Raw genomic sequence first — 19,964 nt, 5'->3', positions numbered from 1 at the left:
GCCCGTCGGCCTCCGCCGGCGGGCCCGGTGCCGTCCGTGGCCACCCGGCCCGGGAAGGCGGGGCGTCACCCTCCCGCACGCGGGGTCGTTTCACCCGGTGTCCAGCGCAGCGGCCACCCGCAGTGGCCGCACCCGGCTGCCCGGAGGCATTCCCGATGGCCAAGCACCGCCGCCCGTTAGCTGACGATCCGTCGACCGGGGAGGGGGCGCCCGACGTCCGCGCCACCTACTGGTCGGTCGCCGGCTGCCCCTGGCCCACGGTCAGCCCGACCCTTCCCGCCGACATGGTCGACCTGCTGGCCTCGCCGATCGTGGTCGGCGTCGCCCGGGTCCCCGTCACCTCCCGGGCCACCCCGCCCGGTGCGGTGGCGGCCCGCCCGACCGCCGCGGGTGGCGGGGCCGTCCGCACCCTCGGCCCGGCCGGCACCGCGCCGGCCGGCCGTCCCGCGCCCGCCCCCGGCCCGACCGGGCGACACCGTCGGGCCCGGGGTACGGCCGAGCGGGGCTGACCGGTTCATCTGGTGGACCCGCGCGGGGTCGCCGTCGTCCGGGCCTCCGCCGCCGGTAGCGTCACCTCCCATGACGGTCGTGCATCCGATCGCCCGGGCCTGGATCACCACTGGCGGCACCGGCGCGCAGAACTACGACGAGTTCGCCGACGACGCGGAGATCACCGCGATCATCGAGGCGAACCCGCACAGTGCCCTGGGCATCGAGATGCCCCACCGGGCGCCGGAGAGCCTCGGGAAGTCCTTCCTCGACGCGCTCGGAGACGCGGTGGCCCGGCTCGCCGAGGCGAAGGCCGACGGCAGCTACACCCCGGCCGAGCAGGTGGTGGTCCTCTACCGGATCAGCGCGCCGGGGGAGGAGTCCGCGTACGGGCTCTGGGCCATGGTGGACACCGACCAGATCTCCACCAGCGCCGACGAGCCCGGCCTGGTCATCCGCAACGAGGACGTCTTCATCGCCAAGGTGCGCGAGCGGGTCGCCCTGGCCGAGGCGCTCGGGCACCTGCTCTCGCCCGTACTCCTGCTCCAGACCGGTCGCGGCGACGAGCTGCACGCCGCGCTGGCGGCGGCGACCGAGTCGGCCGGCGCGCCCGCCGCGACCGACATCGACCAGGCCGGGCGGACGCACGCCATCTGGCTGCTCGGCCCCGGGCCGGAGCAGGACGAGCTGACCGCCCTCGCGGGCGGCGGCGAGCTGGTGGTCGCCGACGGCAACCACCGCAGCCTCGCCGCGCAGACCGGCGGCCTGTCCCGCTTCCTGTCCGTGGTCACCACGCCGGCCTCGGTCGCCATCCAGCCGTACAACCGGCTGGTCAGCGAGCTGACCAGCACGCCGGACGAGCTGCTCGAGCGACTCCGCGCCGCCGGCGCCGAGATCTCTCCGATCGACGGCCCGGTCGACGTCCCGTCGGCCGGCGGCACCGTGCACCTCCGCCTTTCCGGCCAGGGGTACGCGGTCACCCTGCCGCGCGACGAGGGTGCCGCCCGGCTGGAGAACCTCGACCACGCCCTGGTCGAGCGGCTGCTGCTGCGCGACGCGCTGGGCCTCGACCCGGGCGACAAGCGGATCACCTACGTCGGCGGCGACTACCCGGCGAGCTGGCTCACCGGCGAGGTCGACGCCGGCCGGGCCGCGCTGGCCGTGCTCATCGCGCCGGTCACCGTGGACGACTTCGTCGCGGTCAACCTGGCTCGGGAGAAGATGCCCCGCAAGAGCACCTGGTTCACCCCGAAGGCGCGCGGCGGCCTGGTCGTCGCCGAGCTGCCCCGCTGAGGCTGTGACGAATCCGCCCCGGTACGCCGCCCGCGCGGTGTGCCGGGGCGCGGCCTGACAGACTGCGCGGTATGCGCGTCTACCTGGGATCCGACCACGCCGGTTTCGAGTTGAAGGTGCACCTGGCCAACCATCTGGCCAAGCAGGGGTACGAGCTGGTCGACGTCGGCCCGCACGTCTTCGACCCCGACGACGACTACCCGGCCTTCTGCCTGCACACCGGAGACCGGGTGGTCAACGACCCGGGCAGCCTCGGTGTGGTCATCGGCGGCTCCGGCAACGGCGAGCAGATCGCCGCCAACAAGGTCTCCGGCGTCCGGGCGGCGCTCGCCTGGAACATCGAGACCGCCCAGCTGGGCCGCGAGCACAACGACGCCAACGTCGTGGCCGTCGGCGCCCGCCAGCACACCCTGGACGAGGCCACCGCCATCGTCGAGGCGTTCCTCACCACGCCGTTCTCCGGCAACGAGCGGCACTCCCGCCGGATCGCCCAGGTCGCCGAGTACGAGCGCACCCGGGCGCTGCCCGACCTGCCCTGACCTCGTGACCGGGCCGGCCCGTTGTGGGCCGGCCCGCCGGCTCAGCGGCCCGAGCGGGGCAGGTCCTCGCGGGGCACCCAGTTGCGCCGGACGATCACCAGACGGGCCTCCGCCTCGGCCAGGTCCTCGTCGGTCGGCCGGGCCGCGTCCCGGGCGCGCAGCGCCGCGGTGACCCCCACCTGTGAGGAGCCGGAGCCGACCAGGCCCCGCAGTCCCCGCTCACTGTCGTCCGCGCCGCCGCCGCGCCGGGCCCGGGGGGTCGGCATCCCGTCGTGCACCTCGGCCGTGGCGGCCGTCGGGCCGTCATCCTCCCCGGCCCCGCCGTCGGGTTGGTGCCGCAGCCGGCGCCGCCGTCGCTCCGCATCCGCCATCAGTCGACCGTACCGCCCCCGACCCCGGCCGGCACCGGGGTCGGGCGGGGGTCAGAAGATCTCCATCGCCGCCGGTGCCCGGTGCCAGCCGAAGGCCGGGCCGGCCGTGGCGAGCGTCCCCGGCCGCAGTTCGCGGACGCGGCCGGCGGCGGCCAGCGCGGTCAGCCCGGCGCCACCCAGGTAGAGCTCGCCGAGGCAACGGACGTCGCAGGCCAGCTCCGCCGGATCGTCGGTGCGCAGGCAGGTGGCCCCGTCCGGGCCGCCGGTCAGCCGCCACCGCCCGGTGTTCTCCGGCAGCAGCGGGTCGGCCACCTCGATCACCACGTCCACCGCGGTGGCGTACCGGCGGCCGGACAGCGCGGCCGGCACGTCCACCACCCGGACCCAGAGCGCGTCGACCAGCTGGGCGCCGAGCCGGCGCGGCTCGTCGACCAGGCGCAGCAGCGGCTCGTCCAGCGCTCCCCGGGTGAAGGAGAGCCGTCGGGTCAGGTCCACCGAGAGCAGGGTGCGCCAGATCGCCAGGTACGCCTCCGGTGTGGCGGCCACCACCTCGTCCACCCGGACCTGTCCCCTCGGGCCGCTCGCGTCCCATTCCGCGGCGGTGCGGAACAGCGCGTACCCGTCCAGGCCGTCCGGCCCGTCGTGGCGCAGCACCCGCCGGGCGGTCGCCCCGCCGCGCTGCGATCCGGGGTCGCTGAGCACGTACCGCCACCAGCGCTCGTCCCGGCTCGACCAGCCCGGGCGGCCGGGGCGCAGCCGGTCGTACAGTCGGGCCAGCTCCGGTTGGCACGCGGCCGGCTCGGCCAGGCGCAGCGTGCCCGGCGCGGACGCCGGCTCCGGCAGCCGCAGCTCGGTGGTGGCCGGGCAGTCCATGGTCAGCCGCTGCGCGGCCAGGCCGTAGCCGAACCGGGGATAGATCCGGCCCTCGCTGGCCCAGAGCACCGCGACCGGCTCCCGGCCGGCGTCGAGGATCTCCCGCAACTGGCGTCGCATCAGCGCGGTGAGCAGCCCACGCCGCCGGTGCGTGGCGGCCACCGCGACCATCGTCACGTGCGCGGCCGGCACCGTGGCGCCCGGCACGGTCAGCGCCCGGGTGAACGCCGCCGCGTGCGCCACCGGGGTGTCGCCGTCCCGGGCCAGCAGTGATCGTTCCGGCTCGAAGATCCCCCGCTCCACCTCGCGGGTCTCCGCGTCGAAGGGGGAGTGGAAGGCGTCACCCATCAGGTCGGCGATGGCGTCGAAGTCCTCCGGCCCGGGGACCCGCACGGCCGGTGTGGTGTCGGTCATCGCATCTGTCTAGCCGATCGGTGCGCGGGGCGGCGACCTGTTTGCGGGCTGGCTACCCTCGAAGGCGGCGGTTCGGCCGACGGCCGGCGCCGGTTCTGGGGAGGACACGAGATGGCAGACCAGACACAACCGTGGGCGGAGCGGACCGTCGAGGTGCCGCCGCAGCCGGGTGTCGAGGTGCCGCCGCAGCGGGACGGCTTCCGCCGGGGCGTCGCCTCGGTCGGCCAGCCGCGTGTCCCGCGGACCGAGCCGTTCCCGGTGGTGGACGCCGACGAGCGGACCTGGTCCGAGCCGTCGGCGCCCCGCCGGCCGATGAGCTGGCACCTGGCGCAGCTGCGGCGCGGCGGCGAGTGGAGCGTGGCCGGCGCGCTCTTCGCGTTCGTCTGCTGGGGGATCTGGGCGATCTCCGGCCGGGGTGACCTGGCCGCCCCGCTGCTGACCTTCGTGTTGAGCCTGCTGGTCGCGGTCGGCCTCTTCGCGCTGTCCCGGCTGCTCGGCCGGGTGGTGCTGGAGCGGCAACTGGGCCGGGTCCGGCGCAGCGCGCGGGGTGCGCACCTGGTCACGGCCGTTTTCCTGGTCGGGGTCGGGATCGCCTACCTGCAGCAGACCGAGTGGGTCGTCGAAGCCTGGAACTTCGTCACCGGCCGGTGAGGCCCGCCCGGGCGGGCCTCACCGGCCGGCCTGCCCTCGCGCGCCCGCCCGGGCCAGGCCCGGACCTCAGTGGGTGCCGCCGTGCCCCTCCGTGTCCGCCGTCGGGCAAAAACGACATGCGGGCGCCGTCCGTCGGGCCGGGGCCGCCGCTCGGCGACGCCCGCGGTGCTTCCGGCGCACCGGGACCGTCCGGCCGTCGTGCCGGCCGGGTCCGGGCGGCGAGCATGGCGGCATGGGTGCGTATCGATCGGCGTACGAGCGGAGCCTCACCGACCCCGACGGCTTCTGGCGGGACGCGGCCCGGGAGATCGACTGGTCCCGGCCGCCCGAGCGGATCCTCGACGACAGCGCCGCGCCGCTGTACCGCTGGTTCCCCGACGCGGAGCTGAACACCTGCCACAACGCGCTGGACCGGCACGTCGACGCCGGCCGGGGTGACCAGCCGGCGCTGATCTACGACAGCCCGGTCACCGGCACCAACCGCACGTACACCTACGCCGAACTGCGCGACGCCACCGCCCGGTTCGCGGGCGCGCTGCGCCGACTCGGTGTGGGCCGGGGCGACCGGGTGCTGCTCTACCTGGCGATGGTGCCGGAAGCGGTGGTGGCGATGCTCGCCTGCGCCCGGATCGGCGCGGTCCACTCGGTGGTCTTCGGCGGCTTCGCCGCCCACGAGCTGGCGGTACGCCTCGACGATGCCCGCCCGAAGGTGGTGGTCGCCACCTCCTGCGGCATTGAGGCGGACCGGGTCGTGCCGTACCAGCCGATCCTCGACGAGGCGCTGGCCGAGGCGACGCACACGCCCGACCACTGCGTGATCGTGCAGCGGCCGCAGCACCCGGCGACCCTGACCCCGGGTCGGGACCTGACCTGGGCGGAGGCGTTGGACGGCGCGGAGCCGGCCGACTGTGTGCCGGTGGCCGCCACCGACCCGCTCTACGTCCTCTACACCTCCGGCACCACCGGCCGGCCGAAGGGCGTGGTCCGGGACAACGGCGGGCACGCGGTGGCGCTGCGCTGGTCGATGACGAACGTCTACGGCATCGGGCCGGGGGACGTCTTCTGGGCCGCGTCCGACGTGGGCTGGGTCGTCGGCCACTCCTACATCGTGTACGCGCCGCTGCTCACCGGCGCCACCACCGTGCTGTACGAGGGCAAGCCGGTCGGCACCCCGGACGCGGGGGCGTTCTGGCGGGTGATCGCCGAGCACCGGGTGGCCGCGCTCTTCACCGCGCCCACCGCGATCCGGGCGATCCGCCGGCAGGACCCGGCCGGCGAGCTGCCCGGCCGGTACGACCTGTCGAGCCTGCGGACCCTCTTCCTCGCCGGGGAGCGGCTCGACCCGGACACCTGGGAGTGGGCGTCGGCCACCCTCGGCGTGCCGGTGGTGGACAACTGGTGGCAGACCGAGACCGGCTGGCCGGTGGCGGCGAACCCGCGCGGGCTGGAGCCGCTGCCGCTGAAGCCTGGTTCACCGTCGGTGCCGGTCCCCGGGTACGACGTGCGGGTGCTGGACGGGCGCGGCGAGGAGGTGCCGGCCGGCACGGACGGCGCCATCGTGATTCGGCTGCCCCTGCCGCCCGGCTGCCTGCCCACCCTCTGGGGTGACGACGAGCGGTACGTCCGCTCCTACCTGTCCACCTTCCCCGGCTGGTACCTGACCGGTGACGGCGGCCGGTTCGACTCCGACGGCTACCTGTTCGTGATGGGCCGCACCGACGACGTGATCAACGTGGCCGGCCACCGGCTCTCCACCGGGGCGATGGAGGAGGTGCTGGCCGGCCACCCGGCGGTGGCGGAGTGCGCGGTGATCGGCGTCGCCGACCCGCTCAAGGGCCAGGTGCCCAGCGGGTACGTGGTGCTCAAGGCCGGTGCCGACGTCGACCCGGAAGTGCTCACCGACGAACTGGTCGGACTGGTCCGGCAGCGGATCGGCCCGGTGGCCGCGTTCCGCCGGGTGACCGTCGTGCCGGCGCTGCCGAAGACCCGCTCCGGCAAGATCCTCCGCCGGACCATGCGCGGCCTGGTGGAGGGGCGCGACGAGCCGGTCCCGCCCACCATCGACGACCCGTCGACGCTGGCGGTCTTCCGCGACCTGGGCGCGGCCGTGGATTGAGCTGGGTGCCCGGGGGTGCCGCGTGGGTCAGGCGGTGGCCGCGGGCCGGGTGGAGAGCCAGTCGAGCGCCTCGGTCGCCACGGCCGGTGGCACCTCGTGGCCGCCGTCGAACTCGTGGTACTGCACCGGGTAGCCGGCGGTCCGGAGCGCGGCGACGACCCGGCGGCTGCACCGGTCGATGGGCAGGATCGGGTCGTCGCGGCCGTGGGAGACGAAACAGAACGGCACCCCGGTGGTGGAGGTCGGCGCCATGAAGCCGGGAGAGAAGGCGAGGACCGCGTCGAAGACGTCCCCGTTGATCAGCCCCAACGACAGCGCGTAGGAGCCTCCGTCGGAGAACCCGCCCACTGCCGTCGGGATGCCGTCGGGCGGCAGCCACGTGCCCACCTGGTCCAACCCGACCTGGATGAGGGCGACGTCCGGCCCGTACCGTCCGCCGATCGCGTCCCAGGTGGGGCCGACGGACTGTGGGGCGAACAGTGCCAGGCGCCGCTCGTCGGCGTACGCGGTCAGCAGGCCCAGTCCCTGGGCGGGGGAGCCGCCCGCCCCGTGCAGCAGCAGCACCAGCCGCTCGGGTGGCTCGGGCGGGAGGTGGCACAGGCCGAGCCGCCGGCTGCCCAGGACCACCGGGTTGAGGCCCGTACGCGCGGAAGCGGCGGCGTCAGGGACGGGCCGACCGTCGCGGCTCGGCCGGCGAAGACGACCGCGCCGACTGGCGGCTTCGGCTGGCTCGGGCACGGCTCCGCACCTCCTGTCGTACGCCAACAGTGGGCTGCGGCACTTCCCCGGGCCGCCCCGGGGAAACCCGTGGTCAGTCGCCGGCGAACCCGTACAGGACGAAGTCCTTCTCCGCCCCGCAGGCGATCACCTCAGTGTTCCAGGAACACGACGCGCTGCGGACGTTCTCCAGCTGTCCCATCTCCACCAGCGCCCCGGAGGCCGACACCCCGGCGACGCTGCGGTCGTCCTCGACCGTGCTGGGCGAGTCGGCGAAGACCAGCAGGTTGCCGGCGTCGACCCGGCCGGCCACGCCGGTGCGGTCGGCGAGCAGCCGCTTGCCGGTGGGGTCGAAGAGGGTGACGGTCGCCTTCGGCGAGGTGGTCCGGGCGAGCAGGTGCTCGCCGAGCGGCAGCAGATCCTCGGCGTCCGGCGCCGGCCAGCGCGCGGCGGGCTTCCCCTCGGTCGCGGCCACCACCTCGGTGCCGTCCGCGTCGCCGGCCGGCACCTCCAGCAGGCAGGCCCGGTGCTCACCGCAGGCGACCAGCGACTTCGGCCGGCGCCGGTCGTCGGGCGCGGTGTAGAGCACCGAGGGCTCGGCGAGGCTGCCCAGGTCGTACGCCAGCAGCCGGTATCCGCTGTCCTCCGCGGTGACGTACAGCCGGTCGCCGTACGCGGCCACCGGGTCGCCGACGTCGGCGACGTTGGGCCGGCGGCGGAGTACCCGGCCGCTGTCCATGTCGAGCACCCGGACCGACCGGTCGGCGCCCACCTGGACCAGCCGGTCGGCCTCGCCGAGCCACGGCGCACGCGGGCTCCCGTCCAGTTGGGCGGGCCCGCTCACCGCCTCGGCCGAGCCGACCGCCAGCACCGTGGTCCGCAGGTCCCCGTAGTCGTTACGCGGGTTGGCCTGTGCCCACTCCCGCCGACCGTCGCGCAGCCGCAACCCGACCAGCCGGCCACCGGCGCGGTCGAGCCACACCGCGGTGTCCGCGGTGAAGAAGAGCGCGTCGTCCCCATGGATCGGGTGTCGCCAGCGTTCCGCACCGGAGCCGGCGTCGAGCACCACCACGTCCCGCGGGGTGCTGTCCCCGGCCTCGTCGGCGATCACCGCGACCGCGCCGGGCACCGCGCGGATCCCGGCCCAGCGCCCCGCGCCCGATGCTGTGGTGCGCCGCCAGGCCTCCTCGCCGGTGGCGGCGTCGACGGCCACCACCTCCAGCCGGTCGTCGGGCAGCTGGTGGGCGAGGTAGGCCCGGTCGCCGACGACCGCGGTGAACATCGCCGAGGCCCGCTCCGCCCCGGCCGCCGGGCGGGCCACCTGGCGCAGGGTGTGGAACTCCAGCGCCGGGTAGCGGTCGCGGGTGAACCAGAGCGCCGTCGCGGTCACCACGCCGGCCAGTGCCAGGCCCGCGCCGAGGGCGATCCAGAGCGTCCGCCGTCCGCGCCCGGCCAGCCCCTTTCCGGGTACGCCGCCACCCGGGTACGCCCCCGGCCCGTGACCGGGCGGCGCCGGTTGAGCGGGCACGGGCGGCGGCCCGGCGTACCCGCCCGGCGCTGCGGCGTGCGTGCCGGGCGGCGTGCCGTACCCGCCCCCCGACGCGGCGTGGGTGCCGGGCGGTGTCGGCCAGGGCTCGGCGACCAGGGTGCCGAGCGGGCCGGCAGGGAGTGACCCGGCGGGTACGGGGGTGCCGGCCGGCGTCGCGCCGGGGTGCGCGGGCGGCGCGGCCGACTGCCCCGGTGTCGCGGCGACCGTCGTCCCGACGTGCCCGGGCCCGTTGGCGACCGCCGGCCCGTCGGCGACGGGCGGCGCCGGCGGCGCGGCCGGAGCCGGACGGCCGGGCCGCCGGGGCAGCGGCAGGTCGGTGAGCGCCCCCTCGGCCACCGGCAGTTCGGGCTGTTCCAGCACGGTCGGCGCGACGCCCAGCTCGGCGTGGAGCATCCGGGCGACCAGCGGGATCCGGGAGGAGCCGCCGACCAGGAACAGCCCGGCGAGCTGCTCCGGGGCCAGCCCCGCTTCCGCGATCACCCGGCGGGTCTCGGTGACGGCCCGGGCGAGCAGGGGAGCGGCGAGGCGTTCCAGGTCGGCCCGGGTGAGCCGGGCGGCGGTCTCCACGCCGGGCACCGCGACCGGGGCACTGGTCGCCCGGGAGAGCATCTCCTTCGCCCCGCGTACGTTGTCCCAGAGCTGCTGGCGGTCCCGCCAGCCGGTGGTGGTCTCCGGGTGGGTCAGCCGGGCCCACTGCTCCGGGTACGCGTCGCCGACCAGCTCGCCGAGCCGACCGACCAGAGCGGCGTCCAGGTCCAGGCCGCCCAGGTCGGCCATCCCACCCGTGGCGACGACGGTGAAGCCCGAGTCGCCCCACGGGTCGGCGCCCTCGTTGCGGACGACCGCCACGTCCAGCGTGCCGCCGCCGAAGTCGAAGACCCCCACCGCGCCGCCCACCGGCACCGGGCGGCGCAGCACCTCGGTGAAGTAGCGGGCCGCGGCCACCGGCTCCCGGAGCAGCCGGGTTCCCGGCGGGACCGGGCCGGACATGGTGTGTTCGGCGGCCGACGGCCAGCCGGCCAGGGCGAGCGCGTCAGAGAGCACCTGCCGGCGCGGCGCCTCCCAGGCCGCCGGGTAGGTGACCACCGCCGGGGGCAGGAAGCCGGTGGCGGCGACCGCTGCCTCCGCCACCGTCCACAGGGTCGCCGCGAGCAGCTCAGCCGGGGTGTACGACTGGACGCCCAGCGGCACGGACGGCTCGTCGACCCGGCGCTTCGGGCTCGGCTCGTACCGGGCGGGGTCGGCCTGCGCCAGCCGTTGCGCGTCCCGGCCGACGTGCAGCTGGCCGTCCACGTCGGCGTACACGCCGGACGGGAGGACCGGGTGTCCGTCCACGAGCAGCGGTCGGGTCCGCCCGTCCGGCCAGCGCAGCACGGCCACCGTGTTGGACGTGCCGAGGTCGACGCCGAGGGCGAACCCGTCCTGCTGGCCTGCCATCCGTCGATACCTCCGTGGCGAGGGGATGCCCGGCCCGCATCGTACGCAGCCCTCGCCGCCCGCCCGGCCGACCGGTCCGGCCCGGCGGAGCTGGCCGGAGCGGCTAGTCGAGCAACCAGCCGTGCAGTGTCTGCACGAACGGCGTCGTCCACGAGGCGACGACGAGGACGGCGAGGACCGTGCTCACCAGCAAACTCCGCGGGTACGCGGCCCCACCCCGTACCCGGGCGGTGACGAGCCGGGCGACGGCGACGAGGGCCGTCATCATGGCGACGATGGGCAGCACGCCGATCGCGATGATCATGAGCAGTGCCACCGGCCCCCAGAGGCCCGGCCAGAGGTCGGCGTTGCCGGTGGCCTCGTCCCCCTGTCGGGGCAGATAGAGGTGCCCGGAGAACGACGCGGCCCGGCCGAGGGCGGCGGCGATGGCGGCGGCGTAGACGCCTGCCAGCGCGAACTGCGTACGGGCCAGGACGCTCGGCGGGGGTGGCGCGGCGGTCAGCTCCGCATCGGCGGTCGTCATGGCCGGCATGCTAGTCAGCCGCCACCGGTCCCGCCGTCCCGTCGGGGCCGGTCAGGGGGACTCTGGTGTCGACGTCCAGTTGCTACGGTCACTTTCATGATCCACGACCTGACGCGGGGCTATCTTCGCGCGGTTGATCAGGCACTGCCCGGCTACGTGCGAAGCCTCTACGTCGTGGGGTCCGCCGCGCTCGGCGCCTGGCAGCCCGGCGCCAGCGACGTCGACACGGTCGACGGTGGCGACGTTCCCGTCGGAGCTGGCCGGGTTGGCCCCCGACGCGGTGATGGACGGCAAGATCGTCCCCTGGTTCGTGCTCGGACCCGCGCGGCTGCATTACACGCTGGCCCACGGTGACATCACCTCCAAGGCCGCGGCAGGCGAGTACCTCGCGCAGTTGTTCCCCGAGTACGCCGATCTCGCGCACCGGGCGATCCGCTGGCGCGCGGGCGAGACGGAGGAGTTCACCGCCACAGACGTCGTCATCGCAGGCGACAGCGTCAACGCGGTGGCCGATGACGCCTGGCGTCGCTTCGGCAGCTGATTCCTGGCCGTGCGGATCTCCCCGCCGGGAGGCGGGAAGCGGGGGAGTACGAAGATCACCGCCGTGGGAAGGCCTGGAACGCCTGCTCGTTGCATCGGAGTGAGTCACAGCTCATGCCCGCTCGGGGCACTGGCTACTGGCACGTAGTTGGCACGCCACCATCCGACATTCCTATGGGGAGCCGGCAGATAGGTCCCGCCGGCCACTCGGCCTACTCCTGAGGTGGAGAGTCAACCGCCTGTGGCCGGTGGGCATCGACCGTTGTAGGGTGCCCGCCGTGGGGTACCTGGTGATGCCTTCAGGCCGTCTGAACCTCCCGGAGTCGGACGACGTCGCTGCGGTCGCCGCTGTCCAAGCCGCCATGGCTGGACGAGGTGGTTGGTACAAGCCGGATGCGTTTCCGTCGAATGACACGCTGGCCGACATGGCGGAGGCGGCCGGAGCCTCAATCATCCGCGACGGAGACTGGATCGAGTTCGGGTACGACGACGAGGGTGACCCCAAGTGGTCGGACCAGGCGACGGCCTTCTACGTCGCGATTGCGCCGTTCGTTCGCTCGGGAATCGTCCATATCGAGGGCGAGGACGGTGCCCGCTGGTCATACACCTACGCTGACGGGCAGATCACCCAACAGGGTTGGAACGGTTGGGATGGATCCATCGAGCCGTTTGGCGAGCACGTGAACCTCCCTCCCCTGGACCACCCATAGGCGCGGCTCCCTCACCGGCTGCCAGGGCTTCGGAGAGCGGATCTCCTCGTCGGGCAAGCACCGGGAGCTCATGCACCGCATGGGGCACGACCATGCGCGCGGCTCTGATTTACCAGGACGCCACCAGCGAGCGTGACCGTGAGATCGCCCAGGCGATGGACCGCCGCATCGCCGGAGATGGCCGCCGCCGGCCGTGAATGGCACGCGGATGGCACGCAAGATCGAACATGGGGGAGAGGTGGAAGGGCCCAGGTGCCGCGATCATGCGGTCTACCTGGGCCTTCTTGAGTGGAGCGGGCGACGGGAATCGAACCCGCGTAATCAGTTTGGAAGACTGAAGCTCTACCATTGAGCTACGCCCGCGTGCACCCCGACAGCGCGGGGCGCGCCGACAGCCTACCCGGTCCCCTCGCTCCCGCGCGCACAGGCGTCGTCCCGCACCGCCCCGCCACGATCCGGTCAACGCGCCCGGAAAGCGTGGCCGCACCGGAGCGGGAGCCCGAGCTGCCGCCTTCAACCACCACGCCGGAACGCGCGGCGATGTCCGGTTCGGGCGGGTTCGGCGCGTTGGGTGCCTCCCCGGCACCTCCGCCGGGTGCCGACGTCATACACTTCTGGTCGCCACGGGGTGTGGCGCAGCTTGGTAGCGCACTCGCTTTGGGAGCGAGGGGCCGTGGGTTCAAATCCCGCCACCCCGACAGTCGTTCGCGGGCCGGCTCGCCCGGAATGCCGCCGTTTTTCCCGCGCGGTACCCGGGCGCTGCCGGAGCAGCACGTCGGCTCGCCTACACTCGATGCGCTGAATCCACGCCCAGAATCAAACTGATATCCGTCAAGGAGTACGCCTGTGAAGAGCACCGTCGAGACTCTGAGCCCGACGCGCGTGCGGCTCGCCATCGAGGTGCCGTTCGTCGAGCTCGAGCCGAGCCTCAAGAAGGCGTACCGCGAGATCGGTTCGCAGGTCCAGGTTCCCGGCTTCCGCCGGGGCAAGGTGCCGACGGCCGTGATCGACCAGCGGGTCGGCCGGGGCACCGTCCTCAACGAGGCGGTGCAGGAGGCCATCCCGCAGAACATCCTGGCCGCGGTCCGCGAGCACGACCTGAAGACGCTCGGCCGCCCGGAGGTCGAGATCACCGAGTTCAACGACGGTGACTCGCTCAACTTCACCGCCGAGGTCGACGTCCGCCCGGAGATCACCCTGCCCGACCCGGCCACCGTCGAGGTGACCGTCGACGAGCTGCAGATCGACGACAGCGAGATCGACGAGCAGGTCAAGAGCCTGCGCGAGCGGTTCGCCACCCTGAAGACCGTCGAGCGGGCCGCCCAGGACGGCGACTACGTCCAGATCGACCTGAACGCCACCGTCGACGGCGAGGACGTGCCGGGCGGCTCGGCGAGCAACATCTCGCACGAGGTCGGCAGCAAGCAGCTCCTGCCGGGGCTGGACGAGGCCGTGGTCGGCCTGGCCGCCGGTGAGAGCACCACCTTCACCACCCAGCTCGTCGGCGGCGACTTCGCCGGCCGGGACGCCGAGGTGGCCGTGACCGTCCGCACGGTCAAGGAGAAGGAGCTGCCGGAGCTGGACGACGACTTCGCCCAGATGGCGAGCGAGTTCGACACCATCGCCGAGCTCCGCGACGACGTGCGCGAGCGGGTCACCCGGGGCAAGCGGGTCGAGCAGATCTACGCCGCCCGGGACAAGGCCCTCGAGCAGCTCGTCGCGGCGGCCGAGGTGCCGGCGCCGGAGGGTGTCGTCCGCGAGGAGGTCGAGAGCCGCAAGGCGGCGATGGTCGACCAGCTCGAGCGGATCGGCGCCTCGCTGGAGGAGTACCTCGCCGCCGAGGAGAAGACCGAGGAGCAGATCGACGCCGAGCTGAACGAGGCGGCGACCGAGGGCGTCAAGATCCAGCTGCTGCTGGACACCCTGGCCGACGCCGAGGACATCCAGGTCTCCGACGACGAGTTCGGTCACGAGATCGTCCACCGGGCCCAGCGTGCCGGGATGGCTCCGCAGCAGTACTACGACCAGCTGGTCCGCTCCGGCGCGGCGGCCGCCGTCTTCGGCGACGTCCGTCGCGGCAAGGCGCTGGCCGCGGTCATGGAGAAGATCAAGATCAAGGACACCGCCGGCAACGAGGTCACCCTCGAGGCGCTGCGGGCCGAGAGCGAGCAGGCGCACGACCACGACCACGAGCACTGACCGATCCCGGTAGGCCGCCGTCCGCCCGTTGCGGTGGACGGCGGCCGACCGTTTTCCGGGTACGTCCCGAGGGCAGCTGCGCTGAGAGCGAACAGTGCCCGGACCGGGAGTCGATCACCCGGGTGAGCGGTTAATGTCGGGTACGACGGTACGGAGAGCGAAGGGCTGCCATGACCGACATGCACATCCCAGCGAAGCCGCTCCGGGCGATCGAGGCCCGCGGTGGCGACACCATTGGCAACCTCGACGACTCGGTCTACAACCGGTTGCTCAAGGAGCGGATCGTATTCCTGGGCAGCGAGGTGACCGACCAGGTCGCCAACCGCATCTGCGCGCAGCTGCTGCTGCTCGCGGCGGAGGACCCGGACCGCGACATCAACCTCTGGATCAACTCGCCGGGTGGCTCGGTCTACTCCGGCATGGCGATCTACGACACCATGCAGTTCATCGACAACGACGTGTCGACCGTGGCGATGGGCATGGCGGCCTCCATGGGCCAGCTGCTGCTCTGCGCGGGCACCAAGGGCAAGCGTTACGCCCTGCCGCACGCCCGGATCATGATGCACCAGCCGTCGGGTGGCCTCGGCGGCACCGCGTCGGACATCGCGATCCAGGCCGAGCAGATGCTCTACACCAAGCGGATGTTCCAGGAGCGGGTCGCCCACCACACCGGCCAGAGCCAGGCGCAGATCGAGGCGGATTCCGACCGTGACCGCTGGTTCACGGCCCAGGAGGCCATGGACTACGGCTTCATCGACAAGGTGATCATCGGGGCCGCCCAGGTTCCGGATGGCGCCGGGACCCTGAGCTGAGGAGCTGACGATGACCGACCTGAGCCTGCCGCCCCAGTTCGCGGCCGTGCACAACCGCTACGTGCTGCCGTCGTTCGTCGAGCGCACGTCGTACGGGGTCAAGGAGTCCAACCCGTACAACAAGCTCTTCGAGGACCGGATCATCTTCCTCGGCGTCCAGGTGGACGACGCGTCGGCCAACGACGTGATGGCGCAGCTGCTGACGCTCGAGGGCACCGACCCGGACCGCGACATCATCATGTACATCAACTCGCCCGGTGGCTCGTTCACCGCCATGACGGCGATCTACGACACCATGCAGTACGTCCGGCCGGACATCTCCACGGTCTGCCTGGGTCAGGCGGCGAGCGCCGCGGCGGTGCTGCTGTCCGCCGGTACTCCGGGCAAGCGGATGGCGCTGCCGAACTCCCGCATCATCATCCACCAGCCGGCCACCGAGGGCGGCTACGGGCAGGGCTCGGACATCGAGATCCAGGCCCGGGAGATCCTGCGGATGCGGACCCAGTTGGAGGACATGCTCTCCCGGCACTGCAACCGGCCGATCGAGCAGGTCCGCAAGGACATCGACCGCGACAAGATCATGACGGCCGAGGAGTCCAAGGAGTACGGGCTGGTCGACACGATTCTGACCAGCCGCAAGAAGGGCCTGCTGGCCGCCAACGCGGCTCGCTGAGCAACACCGGGTCGGAGGTCGGCCGGGGCAGGGTTCCCGGCCGACCTCTGACACACCCGTTTTGGGGGTCGGAGAAACCACCGCCAGCGGGTAACGTCGGGTCTGTACCGCTGCGCCGGGTCGGACCGGCGGTGGGATTCACCACGGACGGGCGCGCGGCGTCCGCAGGTAAGGGCCGGCGTTCCGGTCGACGAGTGCAGGGAGAACGTAGGTGGCACGGATCGGTGACGGCGGCGACCTACTGAAATGCTCCTTCTGCGGCAAGTCGCAGAAGCAGGTCAAGAAGTTGATCGCGGGCCCCGGGGTCTACATCTGTGACGAGTGCATCGATCTCTGCAACGAGATCATCGAGGAGGAGCTGGCCGAATCCGGCGAGGTGAAGTGGGAAGAGCTTCCCAAGCCGATGGAGATCTGCCAGTTCCTCGACAACTACGTCGTCGGCCAGGACCAGGCCAAGAAGGCGCTCGCCGTAGCGGTCTACAACCACTACAAGCGGATCCAGGCCGAGTCGGCCGGCGCGCCGGGCTCCGGCAGTGACGCCGTAGAGCTGGCCAAGTCCAACATCCTGCTGCTCGGCCCGACCGGGTGCGGCAAGACGCACCTGGCGCAGACCCTGGCGCGGATGCTGAACGTCCCGTTCGCCATCGCCGACGCCACGGCGCTGACCGAGGCGGGTTACGTCGGCGAGGACGTGGAGAACATCCTCCTCAAGCTGATCCAGGCCGCGGACTACGACATCAAGCGCGCCGAGACGGGCATCATCTACATCGACGAGGTCGACAAGATCGCCCGTAAGTCGGAGAACCCGTCGATCACCCGGGACGTCTCCGGCGAGGGTGTCCAGCAGGCGCTGCTGAAGATGCTCGAGGGCACCGTGGCCAACGTGCCCCCGCAGGGTGGCCGCAAGCACCCGCACCAGGAGTTCATCCAGATCGACACCACCAACGTGCTGTTCATCTGCGGTGGCGCCTTCGCCGGGCTCGACCAGATCATCGAGTCCCGCACCGGGCACGGTGGCACCGGCTTCGGCGCCCGGCTCCGGTCGGTCTCCGATCGGTCGACCGATGACATCTTCAGCCAGGTCATGCCGGAGGACATGCTCAAGTTCGGGCTGATCCCGGAGTTCATCGGCCGGCTGCCGGTGATCACCAACGTCCGCAGCCTGGACCGCTCCGCGCTGGTGCGCATCCTCACCGAGCCGCGCAACGCCCTGGTCCGGCAGTACCAGCGCCTCTTCGAGCTCGACGGGGTGGAGCTGGAGTTCGAGCCGCCGGCCCTGGAGGCGATCGCCGACCAGGCCATGCTCCGCGGCACCGGCGCCCGTGGCCTGCGCGCCATCATGGAGGAGGTCCTGCTCTCCGTGATGTACGAGGTCCCGAGCAACCCCGACGCCGCCCGGGTGCTGATCACCCGAGAGGTGGTCCTCGAGAACGTCAACCCGACGATCGTGCCGCGGGAGTTCACCGGCCGCCGGGCCCGCCGCGACCGCGAGGAGAAGTCGGCCTGACCGCCGGCGCATAGTTCGTCCGGGAAGCACGGCCGCCTCCGGGTGGCCGTGCTTCCGTCCGTCCGGGATCCCGCTGGCCCCGACCCGACCCGTCTGGTAGGACCGTCCGGTGTTCCCCATCCTGCTGGCGGCGCTGTCCGCACTCGCGTTCGGTACGGCCGACTTCTCCGGCGGCAAGGCCTCCCGCCGCGCCGACCCCGTCGCGGTGACGGTGGTGTCGCAGCTGTTGAGCGTGCCGCTGCTGCTCCTGCTGGTGCTCGTGGTGCCGGGTACCCCGACCCCCGTCGACGTGGCCTGGGGCCTCGGTGCGGGCGTCGCCGGTGCGGCCGGCGTGATGCTGCTCTACCGGGCGCTCGCCGCCGGGATGATGGCCGTGGTCGCACCGGTCACCGCGATCACCGCCGCGGTGGTGCCGATCGTCGCCGGGCTGGTGACCGCCCGCTCGCCGGGCACCCTGGCGCTCTGCGGCGCGGTGCTGGCCGTGGTCGCCATCGCGCTGGTCAGCCTCGGCGATGGTGGCGTGCGGGGCCGGGTCTCCACCGGGATCCTCGGTCTGGCGCTCGCAGCCGGCGGGCTCTTCGGCGTCTTCTTCGCCCTGCTCGGCCAGGCCGACGCCGACGCCGGCATGTGGCCGGTGGCGGCGGTCCGGCTCAGCTCGATCGTCTTCGGGGTCGCGCTCGCCGCCGGTACGGGCGTCGGCCTGCGGCTGGACCGCCGGGTGCTCGGCTGGGCGGCGGCCGCGGGTCTGCTGGACAGCGCCGCGAACGCGCTCTATCTGGCCGCTGCCGGCCGTGGGCACCTCAGCGTGGTGGCGGCCATCGCCGCGCTCTATCCGGCGAGTACGGTGCTGCTGGCCCTCGCCGTCGACCGCGAGCGGTTGCGCCCGGTGCAGCTGGCGGGACTCGGCTTCGCCGCCGGCGCCCTGGTGCTGGCGAGCATCTGATCCTGTCCCCGGCGGCGGTCCGCCCGTACCCTGGTCCCCATGCGCGTCGCCGTCTGCCAGCTCAACGCCCGCGACGACCGCGCGGCCAACCTGGCCGCGGCGGAGGCCCTGCTGGCAAGGGCCGCGGCGGCCGGCGCCGATCTGGCGGTCCTCCCGGAGTACGTCGACTACCTCGGGCACGCCGGCCGGATGCCCGCGCCGGAGCCGGTGGACGGGACGGTCGGGACGTTCTTCGCCGGGGTGGCCGAGCGGCTCGGCATCTGGCTGGTCGCCGGTTCCTTCCACGAGGCCGGTCCCGATCCGGCGCGCACCTGGAACACCTCGCTGGTCTTCGACCGCTCCGGCGCGCTCGCCGCCAGCTATCGCAAGATCCACCTGTACGACGTGGAGATCCCCGGCCGGGTGTCGTACCGGGAGTCGGCGACGGTCGCCCCGGGGGACCAGCCGGTGGTGGTCGACGTCGAGGGCCTGCGTGTCGGCCTCTCCATCTGCTACGACCTCCGCTTCCCGGAGCTGTACCGGCAGCTGGCGACGGACGGGGAAGCCCAACTGCTCGTCGTCCCGGCGGCGTTCATGATGCACACCGGCCGGGACCACTGGGAGGTGCTGCTGCGCGCCCGTGCGATCGAAAACCAGTGCTACGTCGCGGCCGCCGGCCAGACCGGTGACCACGACCCCGGGCGGACCTGTTTCGGGCGGAGCATGGTGGTCGACCCGTGGGGGACGGTGCTCGGCCAGGTGCCGGACGGTCCCGGCCTGACCGTGGTCGACCTCGACCTCGACCGGCTGCGGACGATCCGTACCGAGGTGCCGAGCCTGGCCAACCGCCGGCTCTGAGCGCCCTCCTACTGCAACAGCACGCCGACCACCGCCAGGCCGACGATTGCCGAGGCGGTCACCAGCAGCGCGGTGGTCATCCGGGACCGACCGCGTCGGGCGAGCCGGCCGATCGAGAGCACGACCACGACGAGTACGACCGCGCCGATCACCAGCTGCCAGAAGGGCAGCAGCAGTCCGAGCAGCGCCTCGTCGGCGAGCGGGACGGTCGGGTTGCGCGACACCTCATCCATGGCAGCCACTCTGGCACGTCCACGTGTCGATGAACGGCGCCCGGCCCGTGTCGATCTCTGCGGCCCTGCCGCCGGCTCCGTGATCCCAGCGACGATCTTTGATTTGCCTTCCGGGACGCCTCCGCGTAACTTTCTCTCTGCACGCGGGAGGCCGGACAAACCGGCCGAGAACGGGCGCCAGGATCGTGGCGGAAACGCCGAGCGAGACTGAGGATCGGGCGGTGCGACCAATCCGGAACATCGGGTTGCGCTCGCGAAACCGACCGGGTAGAGTTCGAGAGCCGGCAGGAGCCGGGCGGATAGCCGCGAAGCGGCGATCGGCCGGTCTGCGGCTTCCCACGACAGAAACGACCGCCGGATACGGCGTGCGTCAGCGTGGATCGGACCGGATCAAGTTGAAAACCTCGGATTCGAGGTTGACAGTGCGAGACGGACCGAGTAGGTTAGCGAAGTTGCCCCGGACGGGGGTCCTACGGTGTAGGGCTTTCGGATGGTGTGTGGTTGTTCTTTGAGAACTCAACAGGGTGCTTGATAAGCC

The 19,964-nt window shown here is 73.0% G+C and carries 19 protein-coding genes and 2 tRNA genes; 14 read left to right on the top strand and 7 right to left on the bottom strand.

What is annotated here, in order from left to right; translation table 11 throughout:
- The first annotated feature begins 155 nt into the window (after positions 1–155).
- The 3 genes from V6U81_RS10280 (at position 156) to V6U81_RS10270 (ending at position 2,321) form a co-directional block, all read left to right on the top strand.
- Positions 156–509: a hypothetical protein gene (locus V6U81_RS10280; protein WP_334487238.1), complete on the top strand. Its 354-nt coding sequence runs from the start codon at positions 156–158 to the stop codon at positions 507–509.
- Between the two features lie 70 nt (positions 510–579).
- Positions 580–1,782 (top strand): DUF1015 family protein, encoded by a 1,203-nt coding sequence (locus tag V6U81_RS10275; RefSeq protein WP_334487235.1) that lies wholly within the window; start codon positions 580–582, stop codon positions 1,780–1,782.
- Between the two features lie 71 nt (positions 1,783–1,853).
- The gene (locus V6U81_RS10270) at positions 1,854–2,321 is read left to right on the top strand and encodes a ribose-5-phosphate isomerase (RefSeq protein ID WP_334487233.1); all 468 of its coding nucleotides are present in this window, start codon (positions 1,854–1,856) and stop codon (positions 2,319–2,321) included.
- Between the two features lie 41 nt (positions 2,322–2,362).
- On the opposite strand, the gene V6U81_RS10265 is transcribed toward V6U81_RS10270, so the two are convergent.
- Both V6U81_RS10265 and V6U81_RS10260 read right to left on the bottom strand, forming a co-directional pair.
- A complete protein-coding gene (locus V6U81_RS10265; protein WP_334487230.1) occupies positions 2,363–2,692 on the bottom strand; it encodes a hypothetical protein in 330 nt (109 codons plus the stop codon).
- A gap of 51 nt (positions 2,693–2,743) precedes the next feature.
- Complete coding sequence (locus V6U81_RS10260; protein WP_334487227.1) at positions 2,744–3,979, bottom strand: GNAT family N-acetyltransferase; 1,236 nt, start codon at positions 3,977–3,979, stop codon at positions 2,744–2,746.
- A gap of 111 nt (positions 3,980–4,090) precedes the next feature.
- On the opposite strand from V6U81_RS10260, the gene V6U81_RS10255 reads away from it, so the two are divergent.
- Together V6U81_RS10255 and V6U81_RS10250 are read left to right on the top strand one after the other, a co-directional pair.
- A complete protein-coding gene (locus tag V6U81_RS10255; protein ID WP_334487225.1) occupies positions 4,091–4,630 on the top strand; it encodes a hypothetical protein in 540 nt (179 codons plus the stop codon).
- 232 nt (positions 4,631–4,862) lie between these two features.
- Positions 4,863–6,746 carry a propionyl-CoA synthetase gene (locus V6U81_RS10250; RefSeq protein ID WP_334487223.1) on the top strand — a complete coding sequence of 628 codons (1,884 nt, stop codon included), beginning with the start codon at positions 4,863–4,865 and terminating at the stop codon, positions 6,744–6,746.
- A gap of 27 nt (positions 6,747–6,773) precedes the next feature.
- On the opposite strand, the gene V6U81_RS10245 is transcribed toward V6U81_RS10250, so the two are convergent.
- The 3 genes from V6U81_RS10245 to V6U81_RS10235 all read right to left on the bottom strand — a co-directional run bounded on the left by V6U81_RS10245 (position 6,774) and on the right by V6U81_RS10235 (position 10,972).
- On the bottom strand, positions 6,774–7,373 hold the full coding sequence (locus V6U81_RS10245; RefSeq protein ID WP_334487221.1) for an alpha/beta hydrolase: 600 nt from the start codon (positions 7,371–7,373) through the stop codon (positions 6,774–6,776).
- 184 nt (positions 7,374–7,557) lie between these two features.
- Positions 7,558–10,449: an Hsp70 family protein gene (locus V6U81_RS10240; RefSeq protein ID WP_334487219.1), complete on the bottom strand. Its 2,892-nt coding sequence runs from the start codon at positions 10,447–10,449 to the stop codon at positions 7,558–7,560.
- Positions 10,450–10,552: 103 nt separating this feature from the next.
- Positions 10,553–10,972: a hypothetical protein gene (locus V6U81_RS10235; RefSeq protein WP_334487216.1), complete on the bottom strand. Its 420-nt coding sequence runs from the start codon at positions 10,970–10,972 to the stop codon at positions 10,553–10,555.
- Between the two features lie 235 nt (positions 10,973–11,207).
- Here V6U81_RS10235 and V6U81_RS10230 point away from each other — a divergent pair, with 235 nt between their 5' ends.
- Entirely contained in the window at positions 11,208–11,513 is a 306-nt protein-coding gene (locus tag V6U81_RS10230) for an aminoglycoside adenylyltransferase domain-containing protein (protein ID WP_334487213.1), read from the top strand.
- Between the two features lie 277 nt (positions 11,514–11,790).
- A complete protein-coding gene (locus V6U81_RS10225) occupies positions 11,791–12,222 on the top strand; it encodes a hypothetical protein (protein WP_334487210.1) in 432 nt (143 codons plus the stop codon).
- A gap of 289 nt (positions 12,223–12,511) precedes the next feature.
- Here V6U81_RS10225 and V6U81_RS10220 read toward each other — a convergent pair.
- Positions 12,512–12,585 (bottom strand) — tRNA-Gly (locus V6U81_RS10220).
- 261 nt (positions 12,586–12,846) lie between these two features.
- On the opposite strand from V6U81_RS10220, the gene V6U81_RS10215 reads away from it, so the two are divergent.
- The 7 genes from V6U81_RS10215 (at position 12,847) to V6U81_RS10185 (ending at position 19,193) form a co-directional block, all read left to right on the top strand.
- Positions 12,847–12,920, top strand: a tRNA-Pro gene (locus V6U81_RS10215).
- A 148-nt stretch (positions 12,921–13,068) separates the two neighbouring features.
- The gene (tig, locus tag V6U81_RS10210) at positions 13,069–14,421 is read left to right on the top strand and encodes a trigger factor (RefSeq protein ID WP_334487207.1); all 1,353 of its coding nucleotides are present in this window, start codon (positions 13,069–13,071) and stop codon (positions 14,419–14,421) included.
- 170 nt (positions 14,422–14,591) lie between these two features.
- Positions 14,592–15,233: an ATP-dependent Clp protease proteolytic subunit gene (locus V6U81_RS10205; RefSeq protein ID WP_334457005.1), complete on the top strand. Its 642-nt coding sequence runs from the start codon at positions 14,592–14,594 to the stop codon at positions 15,231–15,233.
- A gap of 10 nt (positions 15,234–15,243) precedes the next feature.
- A complete protein-coding gene (locus tag V6U81_RS10200; RefSeq protein WP_030333536.1) occupies positions 15,244–15,906 on the top strand; it encodes an ATP-dependent Clp protease proteolytic subunit in 663 nt (220 codons plus the stop codon).
- A 211-nt stretch (positions 15,907–16,117) separates the two neighbouring features.
- On the top strand, positions 16,118–17,413 hold the full coding sequence (gene clpX / locus V6U81_RS10195) for an ATP-dependent Clp protease ATP-binding subunit ClpX (RefSeq protein ID WP_334487184.1): 1,296 nt from the start codon (positions 16,118–16,120) through the stop codon (positions 17,411–17,413).
- Between the two features lie 109 nt (positions 17,414–17,522).
- The gene (locus tag V6U81_RS10190; RefSeq protein WP_334487181.1) at positions 17,523–18,356 is read left to right on the top strand and encodes an EamA family transporter; all 834 of its coding nucleotides are present in this window, start codon (positions 17,523–17,525) and stop codon (positions 18,354–18,356) included.
- Between the two features lie 39 nt (positions 18,357–18,395).
- The gene (locus tag V6U81_RS10185) at positions 18,396–19,193 is read left to right on the top strand and encodes a carbon-nitrogen hydrolase family protein (RefSeq protein WP_334487179.1); all 798 of its coding nucleotides are present in this window, start codon (positions 18,396–18,398) and stop codon (positions 19,191–19,193) included.
- Positions 19,194–19,201: 8 nt separating this feature from the next.
- Here the strand turns inward: V6U81_RS10185 and V6U81_RS10180 are convergent, their stop codons facing one another.
- The gene (locus V6U81_RS10180; protein ID WP_334487176.1) at positions 19,202–19,426 is read right to left on the bottom strand and encodes a hypothetical protein; all 225 of its coding nucleotides are present in this window, start codon (positions 19,424–19,426) and stop codon (positions 19,202–19,204) included.
- Positions 19,427–19,964 lie beyond the last annotated feature (538 nt).

The organism is Micromonospora lacuserhaii (assembly GCF_036902735.1).
Taxonomy (GTDB): Bacteria; Actinomycetota; Actinomycetes; order Mycobacteriales; family Micromonosporaceae; genus Micromonospora.
This window is presented reverse-complemented; position numbering and strand designations above follow the sequence as displayed.